The 18,373-nt window shown below is 46.8% G+C and carries 13 protein-coding genes; 4 read left to right on the top strand and 9 right to left on the bottom strand.

What is annotated here, in order from left to right:
* Positions 1-5 precede the first annotated feature (5 nt).
* The 3 genes from M3629_RS23485 to M3629_RS23475 form a co-directional block, all read right to left on the bottom strand.
* Entirely contained in the window at positions 6-3,386 is a 3,381-nt protein-coding gene (locus M3629_RS23485) for a HEAT repeat domain-containing protein (protein ID WP_251510777.1), read from the bottom strand.
* A gap of 148 nt (positions 3,387-3,534) precedes the next feature.
* Positions 3,535-4,911: a sensor histidine kinase gene (locus tag M3629_RS23480; protein WP_251510775.1), complete on the bottom strand. Its 1,377-nt coding sequence runs from the start codon at positions 4,909-4,911 to the stop codon at positions 3,535-3,537.
* Positions 4,904-5,602 (bottom strand): response regulator transcription factor, encoded by a 699-nt coding sequence (locus M3629_RS23475; protein WP_251510773.1) that lies wholly within the window; start codon positions 5,600-5,602, stop codon positions 4,904-4,906. The genes M3629_RS23480 and M3629_RS23475 overlap by 8 nt, the downstream gene beginning before the upstream one ends.
* A gap of 159 nt (positions 5,603-5,761) precedes the next feature.
* On the opposite strand from M3629_RS23475, the gene M3629_RS23470 reads away from it, so the two are divergent.
* A complete protein-coding gene (locus M3629_RS23470) occupies positions 5,762-6,592 on the top strand; it encodes a TVP38/TMEM64 family protein (RefSeq protein ID WP_251510771.1) in 831 nt (276 codons plus the stop codon).
* A 122-nt stretch (positions 6,593-6,714) separates the two neighbouring features.
* Positions 6,715-7,341, top strand: a complete 627-nt coding sequence (locus M3629_RS23465; RefSeq protein WP_251510769.1) for a GNAT family N-acetyltransferase — start codon at positions 6,715-6,717, stop codon at positions 7,339-7,341.
* 139 nt (positions 7,342-7,480) lie between these two features.
* Here M3629_RS23465 and hemG read toward each other — a convergent pair whose 3' ends face one another.
* The 5 genes from hemG to M3629_RS23440 all read right to left on the bottom strand — a co-directional run bounded on the left by hemG (position 7,481) and on the right by M3629_RS23440 (position 13,918).
* Complete coding sequence (hemG, locus tag M3629_RS23460) at positions 7,481-9,037, bottom strand: protoporphyrinogen oxidase (protein WP_251510767.1); 1,557 nt, start codon at positions 9,035-9,037, stop codon at positions 7,481-7,483.
* A 24-nt stretch (positions 9,038-9,061) separates the two neighbouring features.
* Positions 9,062-10,252 (bottom strand): TIGR04053 family radical SAM/SPASM domain-containing protein, encoded by a 1,191-nt coding sequence (locus tag M3629_RS23455; protein WP_435368261.1) that lies wholly within the window; start codon positions 10,250-10,252, stop codon positions 9,062-9,064.
* Positions 10,253-10,439: 187 nt separating this feature from the next.
* On the bottom strand, positions 10,440-11,600 hold the full coding sequence (locus tag M3629_RS23450; protein WP_251510766.1) for a cobalamin-independent methionine synthase II family protein: 1,161 nt from the start codon (positions 11,598-11,600) through the stop codon (positions 10,440-10,442).
* A gap of 147 nt (positions 11,601-11,747) precedes the next feature.
* A complete protein-coding gene (locus M3629_RS23445) occupies positions 11,748-12,857 on the bottom strand; it encodes a winged helix-turn-helix domain-containing protein (RefSeq protein WP_251510764.1) in 1,110 nt (369 codons plus the stop codon).
* A gap of 491 nt (positions 12,858-13,348) precedes the next feature.
* Complete coding sequence (locus M3629_RS23440) at positions 13,349-13,918, bottom strand: SF0329 family protein (RefSeq protein WP_090923218.1); 570 nt, start codon at positions 13,916-13,918, stop codon at positions 13,349-13,351.
* 229 nt (positions 13,919-14,147) lie between these two features.
* Between M3629_RS23440 and M3629_RS23435 the strand changes: the two genes are divergently transcribed.
* Positions 14,148-16,298 carry an ATP-binding protein gene (locus M3629_RS23435; RefSeq protein ID WP_251510762.1) on the top strand — a complete coding sequence of 717 codons (2,151 nt, stop codon included), beginning with the start codon at positions 14,148-14,150 and terminating at the stop codon, positions 16,296-16,298.
* Positions 16,299-16,302: 4 nt separating this feature from the next.
* Positions 16,303-16,989 carry a response regulator transcription factor gene (locus M3629_RS23430; protein WP_251510760.1) on the top strand — a complete coding sequence of 229 codons (687 nt, stop codon included), beginning with the start codon at positions 16,303-16,305 and terminating at the stop codon, positions 16,987-16,989.
* A 261-nt stretch (positions 16,990-17,250) separates the two neighbouring features.
* On the opposite strand, the gene M3629_RS23425 is transcribed toward M3629_RS23430, so the two are convergent.
* Positions 17,251-18,252, bottom strand: a complete 1,002-nt coding sequence (locus tag M3629_RS23425; protein ID WP_251510758.1) for a tRNA dihydrouridine synthase — start codon at positions 18,250-18,252, stop codon at positions 17,251-17,253.
* Positions 18,253-18,373 lie beyond the last annotated feature (121 nt).

The raw sequence follows: 18,373 nt of genomic DNA, 5'->3' as shown, positions 1-18,373 counted from the left end.
TGATGTTATTCAAGTATTGTCCAACTGTCCAACGCCAGCAGACGAACCGCTTCTTGTTCATGCTGTCGGTAAGCTCTTAAGCGATTGCGGCAATCCTGATTCCATAGTAAGTCCTCACCAGCGACCTTGAGCAAAGATAGTCCAATCCAGGAAGAAGCAATATCCGTCCGCGTTCTCAACACATCTACGATGTGGAGTAGCTGCTCCGGTTTCCAATATCCTTTCCCATCAAGCACCGTACGCTTAATCTGCCGATCGACCGATTCAAGTACATACGGATGCGCATTAACGATATCAATAACAGGGTGTAACCCTTCGACCGCCTGATCCGGCTGGCTCCAATCCATTGCAGCCAGGTGCAGACGAATCGCCGTTAGCTTCAGCGATTCATGATGCTGAAGAGTCCTGATAATGGATGCATATAATGGAGCAAGTCGCCTTTTCACCGATATAGAACCCGAGACAAGCTGATCAATTAACTCCAGCAAACGTTGACGATGAGGTAAATCCCGCTCTCTACCTGCGTTCCAGTCGTCCTGGGCCTCCACTTCAGCCAACTGCCGGATGACTTGTACGACCTCATCATTCACTTTCCCGTCCCTGCTAACCGTGACCAAGGCAAGAATCGCGGCTTTCCAGCGCGTACCATCCTGTAGATCGATTAGTGCTTTGCCAGCACAATCTGCAATTACCTCTGCACTCACAGTTCCCCAGCGTGACATGGCATGAAAAGCTTCCATCGATACAATTGGGTCATCATGAGCTGCAATCTCGGTAATCCATTGTAAATATCGCAGTCGCGCTTCCACCGGAAGTTCATCGGGGCGCTGATTCAGCAAACTGCGTGCAATGTCCCGATCCGGAGAAGATGCCATAACACTCATCATCGCCCAGCTTCGCTCATCGTCCAGACATTGTCTGGCCGCATGACCAATGGCAATAATGACATCCTTGTGCCGCTTCGGCTTCTCAAATTCACGGATGAGTAAGGTCACACTTTCACTACTTTTATAAGTTCCCAGCAATCGAACCGCTTCTTTCCGCACCGTAATCTTGAGTTTTTCCCGGTCCAACAGGCTCGAAAGCATAGACGTGAGCAACACCGGATTCACCCTGCGTGCGCACCTCGGAATGGAGTACATCGCTACTCGTGCACGATCTCCATCCAGATTATTTAACAACACAGGTAGGGCGTCTTCCGGTTCCTCCGTTAACGAAAAAGCATGCAGGGCAGCCTCCACGATATGTACTTCCGGATCAGTTAGTAGCTTCTCTAGCAATGGATTCGAGCGATAATCCGGCATACCCGCCAAACTCCGCATCGCATTTGCACGCTCATAGAAGTTTCGCTTATTGTCTTGTGCCACTCGGTCAAGTAGCGAAGCCAGCGCTTGTTGCTGACGAGGCAACCAGCGATAAAAGCCATGATATGCTGGAACCAGATAGATGGTTTTCCCCGTTAAATGCTTGCCTTTGAGGACTTTGCCAGAGATAAACGGATCAAGCCACTCCTGACGTTTCCGGTGTAAATGCTCAAACACTTCATAAAATGTGATGAATGTCGGATCAAAATCCAGCAGTTCCCTAACCCGATTATCCCTAGTCTTGTAGGGAGCGAGCCAGTACCTGACGGCTTGAGCCGCTGACTTTTTACTCTTCACCAATTCCTCGAGCAGGTCGTGCAGTTTGGGCAGTCGATCAATCGCTTTGCCAAATGCACTAGCCATCTGTAGAACGACGTAGTCACTCTCCCGCTTGTTCGCTTCTACACCTATAGCATAGATCTCGTCAAATAAGGTTTCGAGTGCGGCCTGCGGCAGACTGTTCCACTCTCTGGAAAATAACATAAACTGCCAATCACGCATCGCCATGCGCTTGATCGCTCTAAGCGCAAATTGGAACAAGGGACGCCCAGGTTCACTTGCATGCTCCAGCAGCATGTCAAAAGCCAATTGCTCGACTCCCTTTCTGGTTCCATACGAAGTATCTCTGGCCTCAATGACACTGTCCACCAGGATCGTCAGATGTGGCACATGCTCTTCCTTAAACAACGTGACCGGACATCTCGATAGTTCTGCCATTACCATAAAACGTACCGGGTCCTGATCGTTTTTCACTCTCGTCAGGAACCGTAACGTGTCCTCCATCCCACTACGGGACAGAGCCGTGCTTTGAATCAGCCGGGAATAAGCCATAGCACGCTCATCCGCGTTCGATACCTGAACAGCCTGCTCCAGCGTTTCTCTAACTTGTGCAATCAGACGACGTGCTGTCATTTCAAACGTTCTGCCCCGGTCTTCCCGGACTTCTCGCAGGGTAAGCATGCGAACCGCTTCTTTGTCGCGTAACTGATGCGGCAGTACATCGAGCAGGGCCATAGGGAACATTCGATTCGTTCGCTCCTGCACCGGGTACGCTGCATTAAATAACGCTTCACGGCTTGAAGGCGCGAGCGTATCCAGCACCTTTGCCACTTGAAAAGGTGCTTCGGCAAGCATAGTCACCAGTGCAGTCCATTGTGCAGTGGTGAAGTATCTTCTCTTTTTCAACACACCCGCCGGAACTCCGTTATTCAGAAGATAAGCCCTTGTCTCTTGCCTCGTAAGCAGTTCAAACACTTGCTCAGGACTGGTCCCAATCAGAATACCCAGTTGATTCTTAATCACAGGATGAATCTGTTCTTTGGGACCATAAGACAATGCATATTCGAGCACTGCTGTTGGTCTTAATATACTCAGCTTCTCTACCGCCGTACTCATCTCATACCACACACTGGACCTGTCGCTCTCCGATACTTGATTCAAGTTATTTTCTAAGTAAGCAGCGACCAGATCCGGGTTCCGGGTTGTTATGGTTCGCCAATTATCAATTGCATATCCAAGCTGTGGCAATCGTGTGCGAACCGTTGCTTCACCACACATGGATAGCAGGAAAATAGCGTCATCTGCGCCCCAACGTTCCAATACGACCGGCAACAGCCGTTCTGCCCAGTCCTGTCTGGTATACTTCACAATGCTCCGCAACAGTTGCTGACGACAATGGTGCGACATCGAAACGATCTCGGTTTCAATGTCATAACCCGGATCAGTGACCACCTCTGCGAGCATCCGGGCAGCCCGGCCCCTGACCCCAGCCTTGGGATGATTTAACGCATGTATAACAGCTTGTGCATCCTTTACCGCGCCAGCTCCGGTTAATGCCAGATGTGCCTCGTATGCTGTCCCGCTGTCCAGCAACTCAATCAGCAACGCCGCGTAATCTTTCGGGGCCACAGCCAGATGATTCCGTCCCAGCCGCGCAATCTCTTTCATTCGGTTCGAATAACCAAGCGAGTCCAGTTCTTCTAAAACCCAATTTTTACTCAGTGGAGTATGATTGTTCTTCACGAAACTCTCTCCCCTCATGTTGTCACATGCACTTTCATTTCCACTTACAATTTTTTTATGCCACTCTTCTATGTGATCTTTCTATAGCTCTCTAATATAAACCCTTCTTAACACTTGGAAGTTACGTACCGAATAAGCAAAAGTGGTATTATTTCTGCCGAAACTCCTCACCTTCCTGGTCCAAATATGACCTCTGATCTTCTTTGCTGAGAATAATGGGCATTTCGATCTGTAAGATAAATGTGTCCTTTTGCTCAGATATCTTCAGTGTTCCGTTATGCTGTTCGATGATTTTCTGGCAACTAACGAGTCCGATCTCGTTACTGTCCTTCGTTCTGTCGACAGGTTTAATTCGATTCCGCGTGGTCATGATTAAGGTTTGTTGCTCTATAGATAAATCGATATCCACTGGATGAGAGCGATCCGCGTATTTCTTTATATTCGAAAATATGTTATCAAACACACGACGGATTGCTACCAGGTTCAACTCGATCAGAAAAGCCCGCTCCCCATATTTCTGCTTCGTCTCAACATTGAAATCTCCCATTAGGGCCAGCTGCTCATCCAAGAGCTGATCAAACAACTCCCGCCCATCATAGATTTCGGATTCCACTTCCTCTTCCTCTGACGCAGAAGATACCGTGAAGTACTCGAACAGCTTATCTGATAAAATCTTGATCTGATACGCTTTCTCTCGGCTATTGTGAATATACTGGTGCAGATCCTCCTGTGTCTTGTATTTGCCCAGTTCAATAATATCCATGTATCCAAGCAGAATCGTGAGCGGTGTGCGCAAATCATGAGAAATCGCCGTAATCAACTCTCGATTCGCACTTCTCACCCTCTCCTCGCTGCCGAGCCGTTCCACAAAAGATTTTCGCATCTCGTCAATACTCCATGCCAGCGATGACAGCTCGTCGTTACCTGACACCGTAATCTTATAATCCAGATTGCCGCCTTCCAGTATTTTGATTTCCCGCTCTAGCTTGCCAATATAGGATATTTTCCGATTAATCATGAGCAAGAACGCAACAATAAACACAATCAAAGCTGCGAATACCGTCAAAATCAAAAGCAGGTTATAGTACTGATATTCATAGAAACCAACCAGATAAATCTGAGCCGGCTGATCTGCAAACTGGACGGTTGTGATCGGTGTTCTGGACGGTAAGAACTGAGTTATTAGCTCTTTATTTATCTCAGGATCCGCTTCCGTGTTGGATGCATAAATCAATTTATCCTGTTCAAATATGAATAGCTCCAAGTACCGCTCCCCACGAATCCATTCCGAGAGTCTCTGATGATCCTGCGTGGACAAGTGCTCACTGCTTACCATGGTCTGGAATCGTCTCAGCGCATCCTGCTGCCTGTTTTCGATAAACGTCGATTTGCTGAGATAACTGTCCAGTGCCGTCTCACCAACCACCTGCAAGACGATGAATGTACCTACGGCAACGAACAGCGAGAGAATTATGGCAAGTACCAGCTTGAGCTTCAGTTTTTTTCCGATGAGCAGTTTATTCAATTTTGTACCCCTTCCCCCAAACGGTCTGCACATATTTAGGATGCTGCGGGTCGTCTTCCAGCTTGTTTCTCAAATTCCGAATGTGAACCATTACCGTGTTATTACAAGTATAAAAATAAGGCTGCTGCCACACGCTCTCATAGATATTTTCGGCTGAGAAAACCTTTCTTCGTTTGGACGCCAAGAGCAACAGAATCTGATACTCAATTTCCGTCAGCGAGATTTCTTTCTCACCGATATACACCGATTTCGCATCCTTGTGAATGGTCATATCCTTCACCGCAATGTTCTCAGCCTCTTCGATCTTCTCCTTGCCCCGGTAGACATAATATCGGCGAAGTAGCGCTTTGACCCTTGCCACCAGTTCGGTATACGAGAACGGCTTGGACAAAAAGTCATCGCTCCCCGACGAAAAGGCTAGTTGTTTATCCGAATCCTGTGTTTTTGCTGTCAGGAACAGGATCGGCGCACTCGTTTTTTCACGAATCTCCAGACATGCCTTCAATCCAGACTTATTAGGCATCATCATATCCAGAATAATCAGATCTGTCTCTTCCGTTACTTTATCTACCGCGTCTTGGCCGTCGACGGCTTCAATGACTTCGTAATTTTCACTTTCCAGTAAAATCTTCACGATCTCACGAATCTCACTATTATCATCTGCAATTAAAATCTGCTTGTTGTTGTTCATTTGAAATCCCTCCGTTCATTCCAGTATAGTCTGCGTGTTTTAACAGAGCCAGCGGATCAGGATTGCCTTAAGAATTCTTAAGAAGTTAATTAGGTATCTCTTCATGTTTTCGTTTTATACTGTTAATAGTCAAAGTAATTAAAAAAGGAGTCCTCAGCTATGCCGCAAACTTCAAAACGTATCGTGATGAAAGTACTGCTGGGTCTGATCGCTGTCGTATCCACAGCTCTGCTGATCTATTATGCACCAGCTATCATTAAAATCATGTCGTCGATGGATAATTTCAGAGCTTATATTCATTCAACGGGACACTGGGGCCCGATCATGTTTATTTTATTTCAAATTCTACAGATCGTCGTTGCGCCTATTCCCGGAGAGGTCGTACAGATTGCCGGTGGATATATCTACGGTACTGCACTCGGCTCCTTCTATACTACGGTCGGTCTGATCATAGGATCAGCGATCGCATTCTATTTCACCCGTTTTATCGGTCGTGACTTTGTATCGCGCCTGCTACGGAAGCAAAATATGAAATGGATGTCATTCATGCATGATGAGCGAAAATTTGCTGCCTTTTTATTTATCTTTTTCCTCGTTCCCGGGTTGCCCAAAGACATGCTCGTCTTTGTCGCTGCGCTGACATCCATCAGCTCTTTACGCTTCTTCACTATTCTGCTGATTGGACGTTTGCCCTGGATTATCGCTTCGGCCGTGGTAGGTTCCAACCTTCATATGCAACAATATACCATTGCCATCATCATATCGGTTATTGCTGTCGTTGGATTTATATTCGGATACATCTACAAGGACAAATTAATGAATCTGTTCTCCAAAGCGGATAAAACGAATCCGACAATCGAGAATATGGAGAACAATGAAGATAGTGAGATCAAGGAGATAAACGAGACAAAGGGAGTCCATACGACGTTAAAAACAAAAACTGCGCCTGCTTTAGTTAAGCCGAGAGACTTGGCACCGAAAAAAGGATAAAGATTACAGAAGATTTGAATACGTACGATGTCATCACACACACAACAAAACACGAAATACGGAATATGGAATATGGATTAGATATGCATGATCTATTTCCGTCATCATTGGAGGAATCATATATGCAAAACATTGTAACGGATCGATTGATTTTACGTAATTTTGCCGTAACGGATGCTGCCGGATTGCTCGAATATACCGCGAATCCACGAGTGAACTGCTTTATGGATCATCAGATGTCAACACTTGAGGAAGCAATCGCTGAGGTAGAGAAACGAAGCAAGGACGACTCCCATATCGCCGTCTGTCTGAAAGACAGCAATGAAATCATTGGAGAATTGTTTGGGATGACAGAGGGCCATGATCCAGATCCAGATCCAGATTCAGATTCGGACTCGAAATCGAAATCGAAATCGAATTCAGACTCAAAATCAGACCCAGATACGTATAGTGTCGGCTGGAATTTTAACGGGAGGTTTGAGGGAAAAGGATACGCCAGTGAGAGTGCTCGTGCCTTCATGGAATACCTCTTTATGGAGCAGGGAATTCGGAGAATTTACGCTTACGTGGAAGACGATAACTTTCGGTCTCAGAAACTATGTGAGAAACTCGGCATGCGCAGGGAAGGTCTGTTCCTTGAGTTTATTTCTTTTGTGAAAAATGAAGACGGCACGCCCAAATACGAGAACACGTATCAATATGCGATATTAAAAAAAGAATGGCTGGCGCAGCAGGCTACTGCGAAATAGCGTGATCCAAATCCCCGGATCGTGTGAATATATTCCTTGAGCCGATCATTACAGCGTAAGTAAATTCAGCGCCCTGCCAATAAAAAAAGCGGCAGCTTCCCCCGATTGAATTTCGGGACAGGCTGCCGCTTCTTTATGTTTATCTAGTTCCCAACAACTTGCCAATGACTTTCTCCGCCATAGCCTTGCCCTGAGAGATACAATCCGGAACGCCAATTCCGCGGTAACCTCCGCCACCAACGTACACTCCAGGCATAACATCTTCCAGTAACTTCTCAACCTCTGCGATTCGTTTTAGATGCCCGACTTGATATTGGGGCATGGATAACGGTAATCGGTTGATCTCTGTAAAAACAGGCTCTGCGGAGATCCCCATGGTATCCTGTAATTCCCGGCGTACTTCAGCAATGATTTCTTCATCGGTAAGCTGATGACTCATCGGGTCACGGCCGTATTTCCCCACATAGGCTCGCAAAAGAATGTGACCTTTCGGCGCTGTATGCTCCCACTTAGATGATGTCCAGGTGCAGGCTGTAATTTTGCGTTCTTCCTTGCGCGGTACAACAAAGCCGGATGCATTCAGGGAAACACCCACATCCTGTTCGCGATAAGCAAGTACGACGTTCATCACCGAAGCATACGGGATCGCACGCAGGTGTTCTGTAATCGCCTCATGCTCATGTGCAAGCATATCCGCTGCTGCATACGCTGGAGTCGCAATCACTACCGCATCCGCCGCAAGTGTCGTTCCATTGTTAAACTGAACCGTATAACGTATAGTGTCTTTTCCTTGCTCTTGTTCTGCTTTCGACACACGGGAAATTGCCGTGTTCCTGATCAAATGTGCTGTGGAAGAAAGTGTCTGTTCAAGTTGCGTTACCACACCTTCCAGTCCGCCACGTGCACTCAAAAACATGCTTCGAGTGGCCGTGCCCGATGGTTTTGATGCGGGTTTGAGAGCTGGACGGGTTGCCGATATAGTTGTAGGTTGTGACGTAGACTCCGTTGTGGTTTGAGCCGTAGGCTTGACTGTTTGCTTTGGGGCGCGGCTTTTTCTCACACCCAGCATGCCCACGATCAGGCTACGGTGTTTTTGCTCCGTTTCCTGTAGCATTGGAAACGTTGCTTGTACACTCAGTCCGTCCGCATTGCCAGCATAGATGCCTGCCAATAGCGGCTCGGCGATCTGCTCCAGTACTTCATCGCCAAGGCGTCTGCGTAGCAGTTGCCCCAAAGACTCATCCTCCCTGCTCGACCTCCGCGGCAAAACAAGATCTGCCGCTGCTCGCACCTTGCCTCGAAGGGACAATAAACGCGTTGTTACGAAGGGTTTCCACTTCGTAGGCACACCGAGCATAAAGCCATCCGGGATCGGATGCAGTTTATTCCGATAGGCGATATAGCTATGCGACACCCCTGGACGCGTGCCAACAATCTCATCCCCCATGCCGAGCTCTTGCATAAGCTCAATGATCGATGTTTTCCGTGCGAGAAACGAATCGGGCCCCCGTTCGATCACGAATCCATTCCTTTTACCGGTGTGCACATGTCCACCGAATCGATCATTTTTTTCAACAATAATAAGTTCTGCTGCAACATCATTCGCTCTGCAAAACTGTTCGATATAATAAGCTGCGCTCAATCCGGTAATGCCACCGCCAGCGATGACAACTTGTTTCGTGCGTTGATTATCCATGCTACACTTCCCGCCATATAAACTTTAACGCAGCGCCGCCGGGATATAGGCACAGGAAGGATCACTGGCCATATAATCTCCCGTCATTGCGTACGCTCTTGCTCTGGAGCCACCACACATCGTTTTGTACTCGCAGACTGCACATTTTCCGTTCAATTTCGACTTATCCCTCAAGGTCTGCATCACCGGTGAATTCCGGTACACCTCAATCAGCGACTCATTCTTCACATTACCGCACACCACGGGCAAGAAACCGCTAGGATAGACGTCCCCCGTGTGACTTATAAACACAAACCCGTCCCCATCATTGACCCCTTGCGGTGCACGTCCCAGCATATCTTTGCGTTTGGCGAGACCCTTGGCAAGATCTGCATGATTTCCTGCGCTCTGCTCGGATTGAAGTTCTAAGCCTTGCTTGGAGTTCTGCTCTGAGGCCTGTTCTGCTCCTGCTTTCCGTTGCTGTATCATTACCCGTCTGTAGTGAGGCGCCTCCGTTGATTTCACGCCGTAAGGCATCTCATGAGCAAGCTGCACCATCCACTTCATGACCTGTTCATGCTCTTCCGCTGTGATCATATCTTTCTGCTGAGCTCTGCCTGTCGGAATGAGGAAAAACAGACTCCACAGCACAACGCCCATCTCTTTCACCTTACGGCTGATGGCCTCCAGATCGTGGAGGTTATAACGGGAAACGGTCGTGTTGATTTGAATCGGAATGGCTGCTTCCTGCAAAAATCGAATGCCCCTCATCGTCATATCATAAGAACCTCTGGTTCCGCGAAAATGATCATGAATCTCGGCCGTTGACCCGTCCAGACTAAACGCCCAGCGGGATAAACCGACTTCCTTCGCCTGCATAATTGCCGCTTGAGTGACCTTCGGGGTGGCACTAGGCGTCATGGACACGGGTAGCCCCTTCTCCCGAATCGCATACTCCGCCAGTTCAAACAGATCAGGCCGCATTAGCGGGTCACCCCCCGTGAAAACAAATAACGGTTGTTCCTGCATAGCAGCGATATCATCTATCAGCCTTTTTCCCTGTTCGGTGGTCAGTTGACGTGGATCAGCCCTATACTGGGCCTCTGCCCGACAATGTACACATTTCAGCGCACATGCCCGGGTCACTTCCCAGATCACGATGAACGGATATTGGGTATAATCACGTGGCTTCATCTGCGGCCTTAACTGCTGCATTTGCGCCTTGATCTGTGGCATCGTCATCCATTCTCCCCCTATCTACATGCCATTAAGTGTAGAGCAGATGTCGGGTAAGGAAAGTGAGAAGAATCACAAAACAGACATAACGATCACGCGGCAACGAATCAGGCAAAATAAAAAAGCGACCTCTCCCGAATCCTGCTCGGAAAAGATCGCCCTATGAAAATATCTATATGTTATAGAATTAGTTGCCCCAGTATTGCTTCGCAATCTGCTGACCCTGATGAATCTTCGCCCACTGCTGGGCTTCGCTCAGTTCGTTCCCGCCATCACAGGACGCAAAACCACATTGGTGAGACAGCAGTAGCCTATCTTTGTCAATGATCTTGGAGGCTTCGTCCAGCAGACGAACCACGCGCTCCTCATCATCGAGCGTACTTGTTTTGGAGGACAGCAGACCCAGTACAATTTCTGTATCCGGTCTGTCTTTGAACACTTCCAGCGCTTCGATGGAACCCGCACGATCATCATCCCACTCCAGGAAGAAACGGTCATACTTCAATTGCTTCAGGAACAGATTCGCAATCTTCACATACGATCCGCCGCCCATGTTACGGGAGTCATAGTTGCCGCGGCAGTTATGTGTCCACATTTTCAGACCCAGACTATGACCGAAGTCAATGACCGTATTGTTGATATCGATAAACTCCGTGGCGAGACCCTGTACTTCCTCTTGATTAATATGCTCTCCGGTAAACGGCGAGTTCGGATTGTCATCGGCAAACAGCTCCCAGAGACAGTCATCCATTTGCAGAATTTTACCACCCGCAGTTGCAAACTCCTGCACAAATTCCTTATAAGCACTTACCAAGCCGGCTTTCAGCTCCTGTGTATTCTGGTATACGGCATCCTTGCCCCCAATGTTGTCCGACCACGATAATTCACCGAAAATATGGGACGGCGATGGAATGCAGAGTTTGGTCTGCTGGTCACCCGCTTGGTCTTGCAACTGCTTGAACAGTTGAATGAAATGATGATTCTTGCCGCTCAGTTGCCCCGTAATACGCAGCCCGATATCTTTACGTGTTTCATATTTAGAAGTGCCGTCCACATCCCGGAAAAAGTACCCATGATCCGCAATATACCGCTCCACTCCGCCAAATCCCCACACAAAGTCGAGATGCCACATCGATTTGGAAAATTCGCCGTCCGTGATAACGGACAAGTCGTTCTCAATCTCTTTTTGGATCACTTGTTCAATCGCTTTCGTCTCACATTGCTGGTATCCTTGAAAGTTTTCATAGAATGGATACTGGATATCATCCCGGTGTTCAATCTGTGCTTTATATGTCAGCAGCTCTTCCGGCCGCAATAAACTGCCTACGATCTGGAACTTGTCAGTCATGTAAATAACCCCCTCGTTGTATATGATTATCATATCACGCGGAGCGGGGTTAGAAGAGATACCAAAAATGTATGACTGGTTATAGCTTCAGGCTATAACAACTAGGGAACAAACACATGTATGCTCTTCAATTTTGATGTTTAGTTTTTAGTCTTTTCCCTCTATTGAAATCGTCTCACAGTCATTGAATATTGCAAACCGCTCGAAACATTCCTTCACCACGGCTACAAGTTCTTCGGTTGGCTGCATGTCTTTTTCGTACCAGACATGTTTAACAACAAGCCTTCCAGATTTCCGTTCCACGATAATCTCGGCTCTCCCAATGAACCGGTCTCCATACAGTAAAGGCAACACATAATAACCAAATTTCCGTTTGAGAGCTGGCGTATAGATCTCCCATTTGTAGTCGAACTCAAACAATGCATAAATAAGCTTTCTATCCCACATTAAATTATCCAGTGGAGCAATTAATTCGCAACGCTCTTGTAACTCCGGATTTTGCAGTATGTGTTCAATCATAGGTAAGTCTTCTGTCCGGCAGTATAAACGTTCCTTGAGTTGTTCTACCTCAACAGCAATAATGCGATCTTCCAGCAATAGCTCATGAAAAGCCCTGTTCCGCTGCTCTGTCTTTAACCCCCATATATTAAGCCAGGCATCGGATGCACGATTCCACAGTAAACCAACCGCACCGATTCGGCGCGATACTCTCCACTTGTGATGATCTAATTCGTTCAATAACGGTTCCGGGGCGTGCAATAAATCAGATTGTATGTGCTTCTCAGCCAGATCATAATATTTACGTGTTCCTTTTTTATGATGGATAACCAGTTCACCTGTCGAATACATCTGCTCCAACACCGAGCGCGAAACATTGTTCCCACTACTCCAGTGAATGGCTGAACGCCAAGTGAAATCTCCTTCTAGTTGCAATGCATTTAATTCATTCGAACTTACCGGACCAACTTGCTGTATGTAATCCCGTACTTGCCTTGTGAGCGTCTCCATCTGGGGATAGCTTTCGGCATGTTGCCTGGACGCTTGTCTGTACCGTTCGAAATAAGGCCAGTCCTCAATAGAGATTATAGCGAGATTCTTATCGGGATAATCCATCAGTAATCGATCTTCATACAATAACTCTTCGAGCATGTTCTTGCTAAACCCACGAATGCGTGACTGCAATACTAACTCGGCATTTTTTCCACAGATATCGATAGGATCATATTGAAGACAACCAACCTGTCTTGTAAATTCCATGACCCCTGACTTTCCGACATATTGATGCTCCCCCAATAACCCATGCTTTAACAATAAAAATCGCCTGGCTTGCCGTCTGGTTAATTGTATCATTGGACGTATTCACCCCTTAACAAGTTCAACCACAGTCATCCCCCGAATATGTATAAAATATAGCATGAACAAAACGTATGTTCTTATTATATTTTATCTTTGTTGAAGTATAAAAACAATAAGTAGTACAACATATTTTGTTCTAAACTACATTAGATTCTCTACTCTTTGAGCTTGCCGATAATAACCTTTGGTTGGCTAAGTTACAGCGTTGCGGTCCGATAAACACAAGTAGACCGCCCCCTTACAAAGGTCGCGGTCTACTTGGTCGTGTATGCTCTTGTTTGAAGCCCACCGCTCTTAGAAGCGGCTATTTCGGCAAAGAGTCGTGTTACAGCACGGCTCTCTTTGCTTTATAAGCTGTTTGTAAGCTTGATTTAACATGCGAAATAACGATTTCACACTGTCCTGCGGCGCAGTTCGTAAAAATACTGCACGGCAGAGTGCTTCATTTTAATCGAATCCGACATGTTCAGAATCCGCTTTTTGCCCACCCGTCTGTCGATCAGCGCCAAAATATTGAGCAGAATGTCATTGCTCTCCAGATTGTCCTCGATTGAAGTGGCCAGAAACGTTGTTGCTACCGACGTAAAATTCGATTTGCTCAATGCGGCTTGAGCCGCTAACAGTTCCTTAGCATGAGATGTGCTTTTTCTACCTCGCACCATGATCTCAAGTCGTTCTTCCGGTACAGCCCCTTTCGTTTCTTTACGAATGGCTTCAATCTCTTCCATACTTACAGGAATTACGATATTGGGATCATTCTTGATCTCCTGATCGGTCTGATACCACCGTATGGGTGTCGTCGTATCCGCCATATTAAGGATATTCTTCTGATCCACGGTCAGATAACCACTCCCTGATTTATCCGGTGAATAGCGGTAACTGGTTGCCCGGTACGCTACTGTGCCGGCCAGTGCGGGGCTAAGGAAACTCTCTAATTGTTGTTTTAATTTACTCCAGGACATAGTTCCTCCTATTCTCAGAAAAGCTTCAACAGAACATTTACATAAAGTATAGCACAGCACAACGATACGCCCCTCTAATAGCTACAGCACAAAAGAATAGTTCACCTTTGAAGTCATCCGGGTCTTTCTTGAAGTTTTTATCTCCATGACTCACACATTTTCTTTTGTTGATGCTATCATGAAGATATTCAGATATTTATAGCGAATTTTGTAGATTGGGGTCAACTTCATGTTCAGGGATATTCTGCGAGTCAGTTCTCGTACGATCTTGCTTCACATCATTTTTGTCGTTGTTATCGGTTTGGTCATAAGCTACGCCGTGATGTCTGCACCAGATTCCCCTCCCGTTAGAAGCGAACAAGGCATACTCGATTTAACTCAGGGTCATATTCGTACAAATCCTGTACAGTTAGAGGGAGAATGGACATTCTACTGGCATCAGTTGCTTTCGCCTGAGGATATACGAAGTCGTATGGAAATGGGTGGACAGTCTGACCGATATATCAATATACCTGGATCATGGCTAGGCTACCGATTGGATGGTCAAGAATTGACAGGAGAAGGCTTTGCCACTTTTCGTCTGCTCATTAAGCTTAGCGAGCAGGACAGAAATGAGCGACTTGCGCTGCGGTTACCTACCATTTTCCATGCTTATAAACTATGGGTGAATGGAGAACTGCTTGCAGAAGCAGGTAGGGTTGGTCAGGACAAAAGTAACATGACACCGCAATTGGCAACCAAACTGGTGTTCTTCCAGCCCGAGAGCGATACGGTAGAACTCGTGATGCAAGTATCCAATTTCTATCATAATCGTGGCGGTATCACCAAAGAAATAGAACTAGGTGGCAGTAACGTATTAACGGTCCAGACTAAACTGAAGGTTGCCACAGACATGTTTGTAACAGCAAGTCTGCTCGTCATTGGCTTGTATAATCTGATGTTGTTCTTGCTCCGCCGTCAGGACAGAGCACCGTTATACTTTGGTCTGTTTACCTTGTTGTTTGGCATCCGATCCATGCTGAATGGCGAGCTGATGTTTACACAATTTTTTCCTGATTTCCCGTGGGAATTGCAGTTTAAAATGGAATATCTGACTCTTTGTCTTGGTGGGTATGTCATTACCAAGTATTATGAATGTATTTTCCCGAATTATGTCTCACGATGGTTCCGTCTTGGCAGCCGAATCGTAACGGGATTACTCTGCCTGGTTGTTGTCATAACCCCTGCACTGATCTATACCAAAATGTTAATGTTGATTGGTGCGGTCGTTGTTCTTCATATGGCATATCTGATGGTTGGGCTAGCCAAAGCGGCTATGCAGCATATGGAGGGAGCTCTGATTTTCCTGCTCGTATCCGTGGTTGCTTTGGTTACGGTGATTAACGACTTCTTATACTTCAATGAGTGGTCGCCAATCGGAAATACTTCTCCAGCAGGTCTGTTGATATTCACGATTGCACAGCTGATTCTGCTTTCATCCAGATTTACAAGGGCCGCAACAAACGAGGTGCGGATTGCCCGTGAGCTTCAGGAAGCGAATGACAGGCTTACCGATATGAATATCAATCTGGAGCAACTGGTGAAGGAACGTACACATGCATTATCTGCGGCTCACGAAGACCTGCGTACGTCGTATGAGCAGTTACTCCGCTCAGAGCATGGAAGAAAGAAGCTACTTGCCTACATTACACATGATTTGCGTCTGCCGCTGTCCAGCATGCTTGGTTATGTCGAGGCGGTAAAAGACATGGTAAAGCCAGAACGCAATGAACAGTACCTAAAGTATATTCGTGATAACACGATACGGATTAATCATATGATCGGGGAGTTGTCCTTCTTGTCTCATCTGGAGACAGGACAAGTGGAATACCACATGGAGCCGGTTCATGCAGCCGACTTCTTACATCGTTTTTATGAACAATATGAGCTGGTTGTGCTTGACGCAGGATTGGATTTCACACTGGACATCGGCAGAGGGGAAGATCAACGGGTTGACTTTCCGCACATTGAGATTGATGAGCAAAGATTAGAGCAGGCTTTGTTTAATCTCGTATCCAACGCGATGAAGTTCACCTCTACTGGTGGAATCATACGTCTTGCTCTAGCCGTGGATGAGACAGAAGATCCCTCTATTGTGATCATTAGTGTACAAGACTCTGGCATGGGTATTCCCCCGGATCAACTCGAGCAAATCTTTGATCGCAATTACCGATATGATCGGCCAAGCACGGACATGAAAGTGGAGGGCAGTGGACTCGGACTCGCGATTTGCAGGGAGATTGTTCAGGCACATGGGGGAAGCGTTCATGCAGACAGCGACGGCGAGACGGGATCGATATTTTATATATCGCTGCCGCTCTATTCAATAGTAGGAAGGTGACCACATGAAGGACTCGTACAAAATTATGATCGTCGATGATGATCCCCATATATGTGAGATTGTTCAGGCGTATTGCGAACGTGAAGGTTTTAATTGTACTTATAGTCATACCGGGACAGAAGCCATGCAGCTGCTTACATCGTTTAATCCTGATTTGATTGTACTGGATGTGATGCTAGCCAATGAAAACGGCATTGACTGGTGCAGGAACGCAAGAGGCTACACTGATGCGCCGATCTTGTTTCTGAGCAGCCATGAGGAAGATGAGGTGAAGATCAGTGCATTAACGGATGGCGGCGACGATTATGTGACCAAGCCGTTCAGTCCAGGCGTACTCATGGCCAAAATCAAGGCTCATCTTCGCAGAGTATCGTCAAGCAGGCGGGAACAACTGCTGGAGTTACCAGGGTTGCAACTGGATTTCTATGCTCAGTCCGTCAACATAGGTAGTAAAACCATTTTTTTATCCAAAAAAGAATTCAGTCTCCTGTCCTATATGGCACAGAATGTGAACCGGGTTATCTCGGTCGATACGTTGTTCAATCTCATCTGGGGCATGGAAAGTCTGGAGGATACAAGAACGGTCGCTGTACACATCAGTAATTTGCGCAAAAAAATAGAGGATGACCCTCTCCATCCGGAGAGAATTATTACGATTCGGGGAGCAGGATACATGTTGGCCTCGTCATAGCCATTCCGTTAGTTTTAGCTCAGTGATTCGCTGGTTTGGCGCCAGTCTTTAATAACATTTCGTGTACCTATGAGGCGTGTACTGGAATTTCTGGTCAATGTGATTGACTAAGAATTCAAGTAACGTCTTTTTATTTTAAATGGACATAAACTGCGTGGATTGTAAGGTTGTAACGAGATTCCAGCCGTCCGGAAAATATAAAAAGCCCAAGCGATGGTTCCACTTGAGCAATTCAGAATCGAATATCTATTCATCCAGGCATTACATGCTGCTTCCCTCTACCTCAGCCTTCTCTACCTGTTCCTTCCTTACAAACTCATCGATCAACTCACGTACTTTAGCGGTTGTTTTGGCGTTCATCAAGTTACCTCTCAGCTCACTTGCACCGCGGAATCCACGAACGTAAATCTTGAAAAAACGCGCCAAGGGACTGAACGAACGAGGTTCCAGTTCCGCATATTGATCATGCAGATCCAGATGCAGCCGAAGCAGATGAAGGAACTCCTCCGTTGTATGCTCCCTTGGCTCCTTCTCAAACGCAAACGGATTTTGGAAAATGCCCCGTCCAATCATTATGCCGTCCACACCATATTGCTCTGCCAGTTTCAAGCCAGCTTCCCGGTCGAGGATATCCCCGTTAATGGTAAGCAGTGTATTCGGTGCAATCTCATCCCTCAGTTTTTTGATCTCGGGAATCAACTCCCAGTGGGCATCCACCTTGCTCATTTCCTCTCTTGTGCGCAGGTGAATGGACAGGTTCACGATGTCTTGTTGCAAAATATGAGTTAACCAGTCGCGCCACTCATCGACCTCAGTGAAGCCCAGTCTTGTTTTGACACTCACCGGCAATCCCCCGGCTTTTGCGGCTTGAATAATCTCTGCGGCAAGGGCAGGTCGGCAGATCAAGCCGCTTCCTTTGCCATTCTCCGCTACATTCGCTACAGGACAGCCCATATTAATATCGATGCCTTTGAAACCTTCCTTCGCCATGCCAATGCTCATCTCACGGAAAAACTCCGGCTTGTCTCCCCAAATATGCGCAACGATCGGCTGCTCATCTTCGGTAAACGTTAACCGCCCGCGCACACTTTTGTTGCCCTCCGGGTGACAGTAACTTTCCGTATTCGCAAACTCGGTAAAAAACACATCCGGTCTGCCCGCCTCACTGACGACATGCCGAAATACAACATCCGTCACGTCCTCCATCGGCGCCAATATAAAAAATGGTCGTGGCAATTCACGCCAAAAATTTTCTTTCGTCATATCCAAAACCTCTCTATACATACTAGGGAAATTATTTATCCCGAAATAGCCAATCAGTTGTAGCTCAATTATATCACACCCCTGAACGAAGCATACTTCTCCTGTAAACTGAAAATATTTG

The sequence above is a fragment of the Paenibacillus polysaccharolyticus genome (genome assembly GCF_023714295.1).
Lineage (GTDB): Bacteria > Bacillota > Bacilli > Paenibacillales > Paenibacillaceae > Paenibacillus > Paenibacillus polysaccharolyticus_A.
Note: the sequence above shows the minus strand (reverse complement) of the source record. Positions and strands in the feature narration are given on the sequence as shown.

Coding starts and splice junctions, on each gene's coding strand:
- M3629_RS23475 (WP_251510773.1), bottom strand. CDS start 5,602: ATGAACAACAACAAGCAGATTTTAATTGCAGATGATAATAGTGAGATT.
- M3629_RS23470 (WP_251510771.1), top strand. CDS start 5,762: ATGCCGCAAACTTCAAAACGTATCGTGATGAAAGTACTGCTGGGTCTG.
- M3629_RS23465 (WP_251510769.1), top strand. CDS start 6,715: ATGCAAAACATTGTAACGGATCGATTGATTTTACGTAATTTTGCCGTA.
- hemG (WP_251510767.1), bottom strand. CDS start 9,037: ATGGATAATCAACGCACGAAACAAGTTGTCATCGCTGGCGGTGGCATT.
- M3629_RS23455 (WP_435368261.1), bottom strand. CDS start 10,252: ATGCCACAGATCAAGGCGCAAATGCAGCAGTTAAGGCCGCAGATGAAG.
- M3629_RS23450 (WP_251510766.1), bottom strand. CDS start 11,600: ATGACTGACAAGTTCCAGATCGTAGGCAGTTTATTGCGGCCGGAAGAG.
- M3629_RS23445 (WP_251510764.1), bottom strand. CDS start 12,857: ATGGAATTTACAAGACAGGTTGGTTGTCTTCAATATGATCCTATCGAT.
- M3629_RS23440 (WP_090923218.1), bottom strand. CDS start 13,918: ATGTCCTGGAGTAAATTAAAACAACAATTAGAGAGTTTCCTTAGCCCC.
- M3629_RS23435 (WP_251510762.1), top strand. CDS start 14,148: ATGTTCAGGGATATTCTGCGAGTCAGTTCTCGTACGATCTTGCTTCAC.
- M3629_RS23430 (WP_251510760.1), top strand. CDS start 16,303: ATGAAGGACTCGTACAAAATTATGATCGTCGATGATGATCCCCATATA.
- M3629_RS23425 (WP_251510758.1), bottom strand. CDS start 18,252: ATGACGAAAGAAAATTTTTGGCGTGAATTGCCACGACCATTTTTTATA.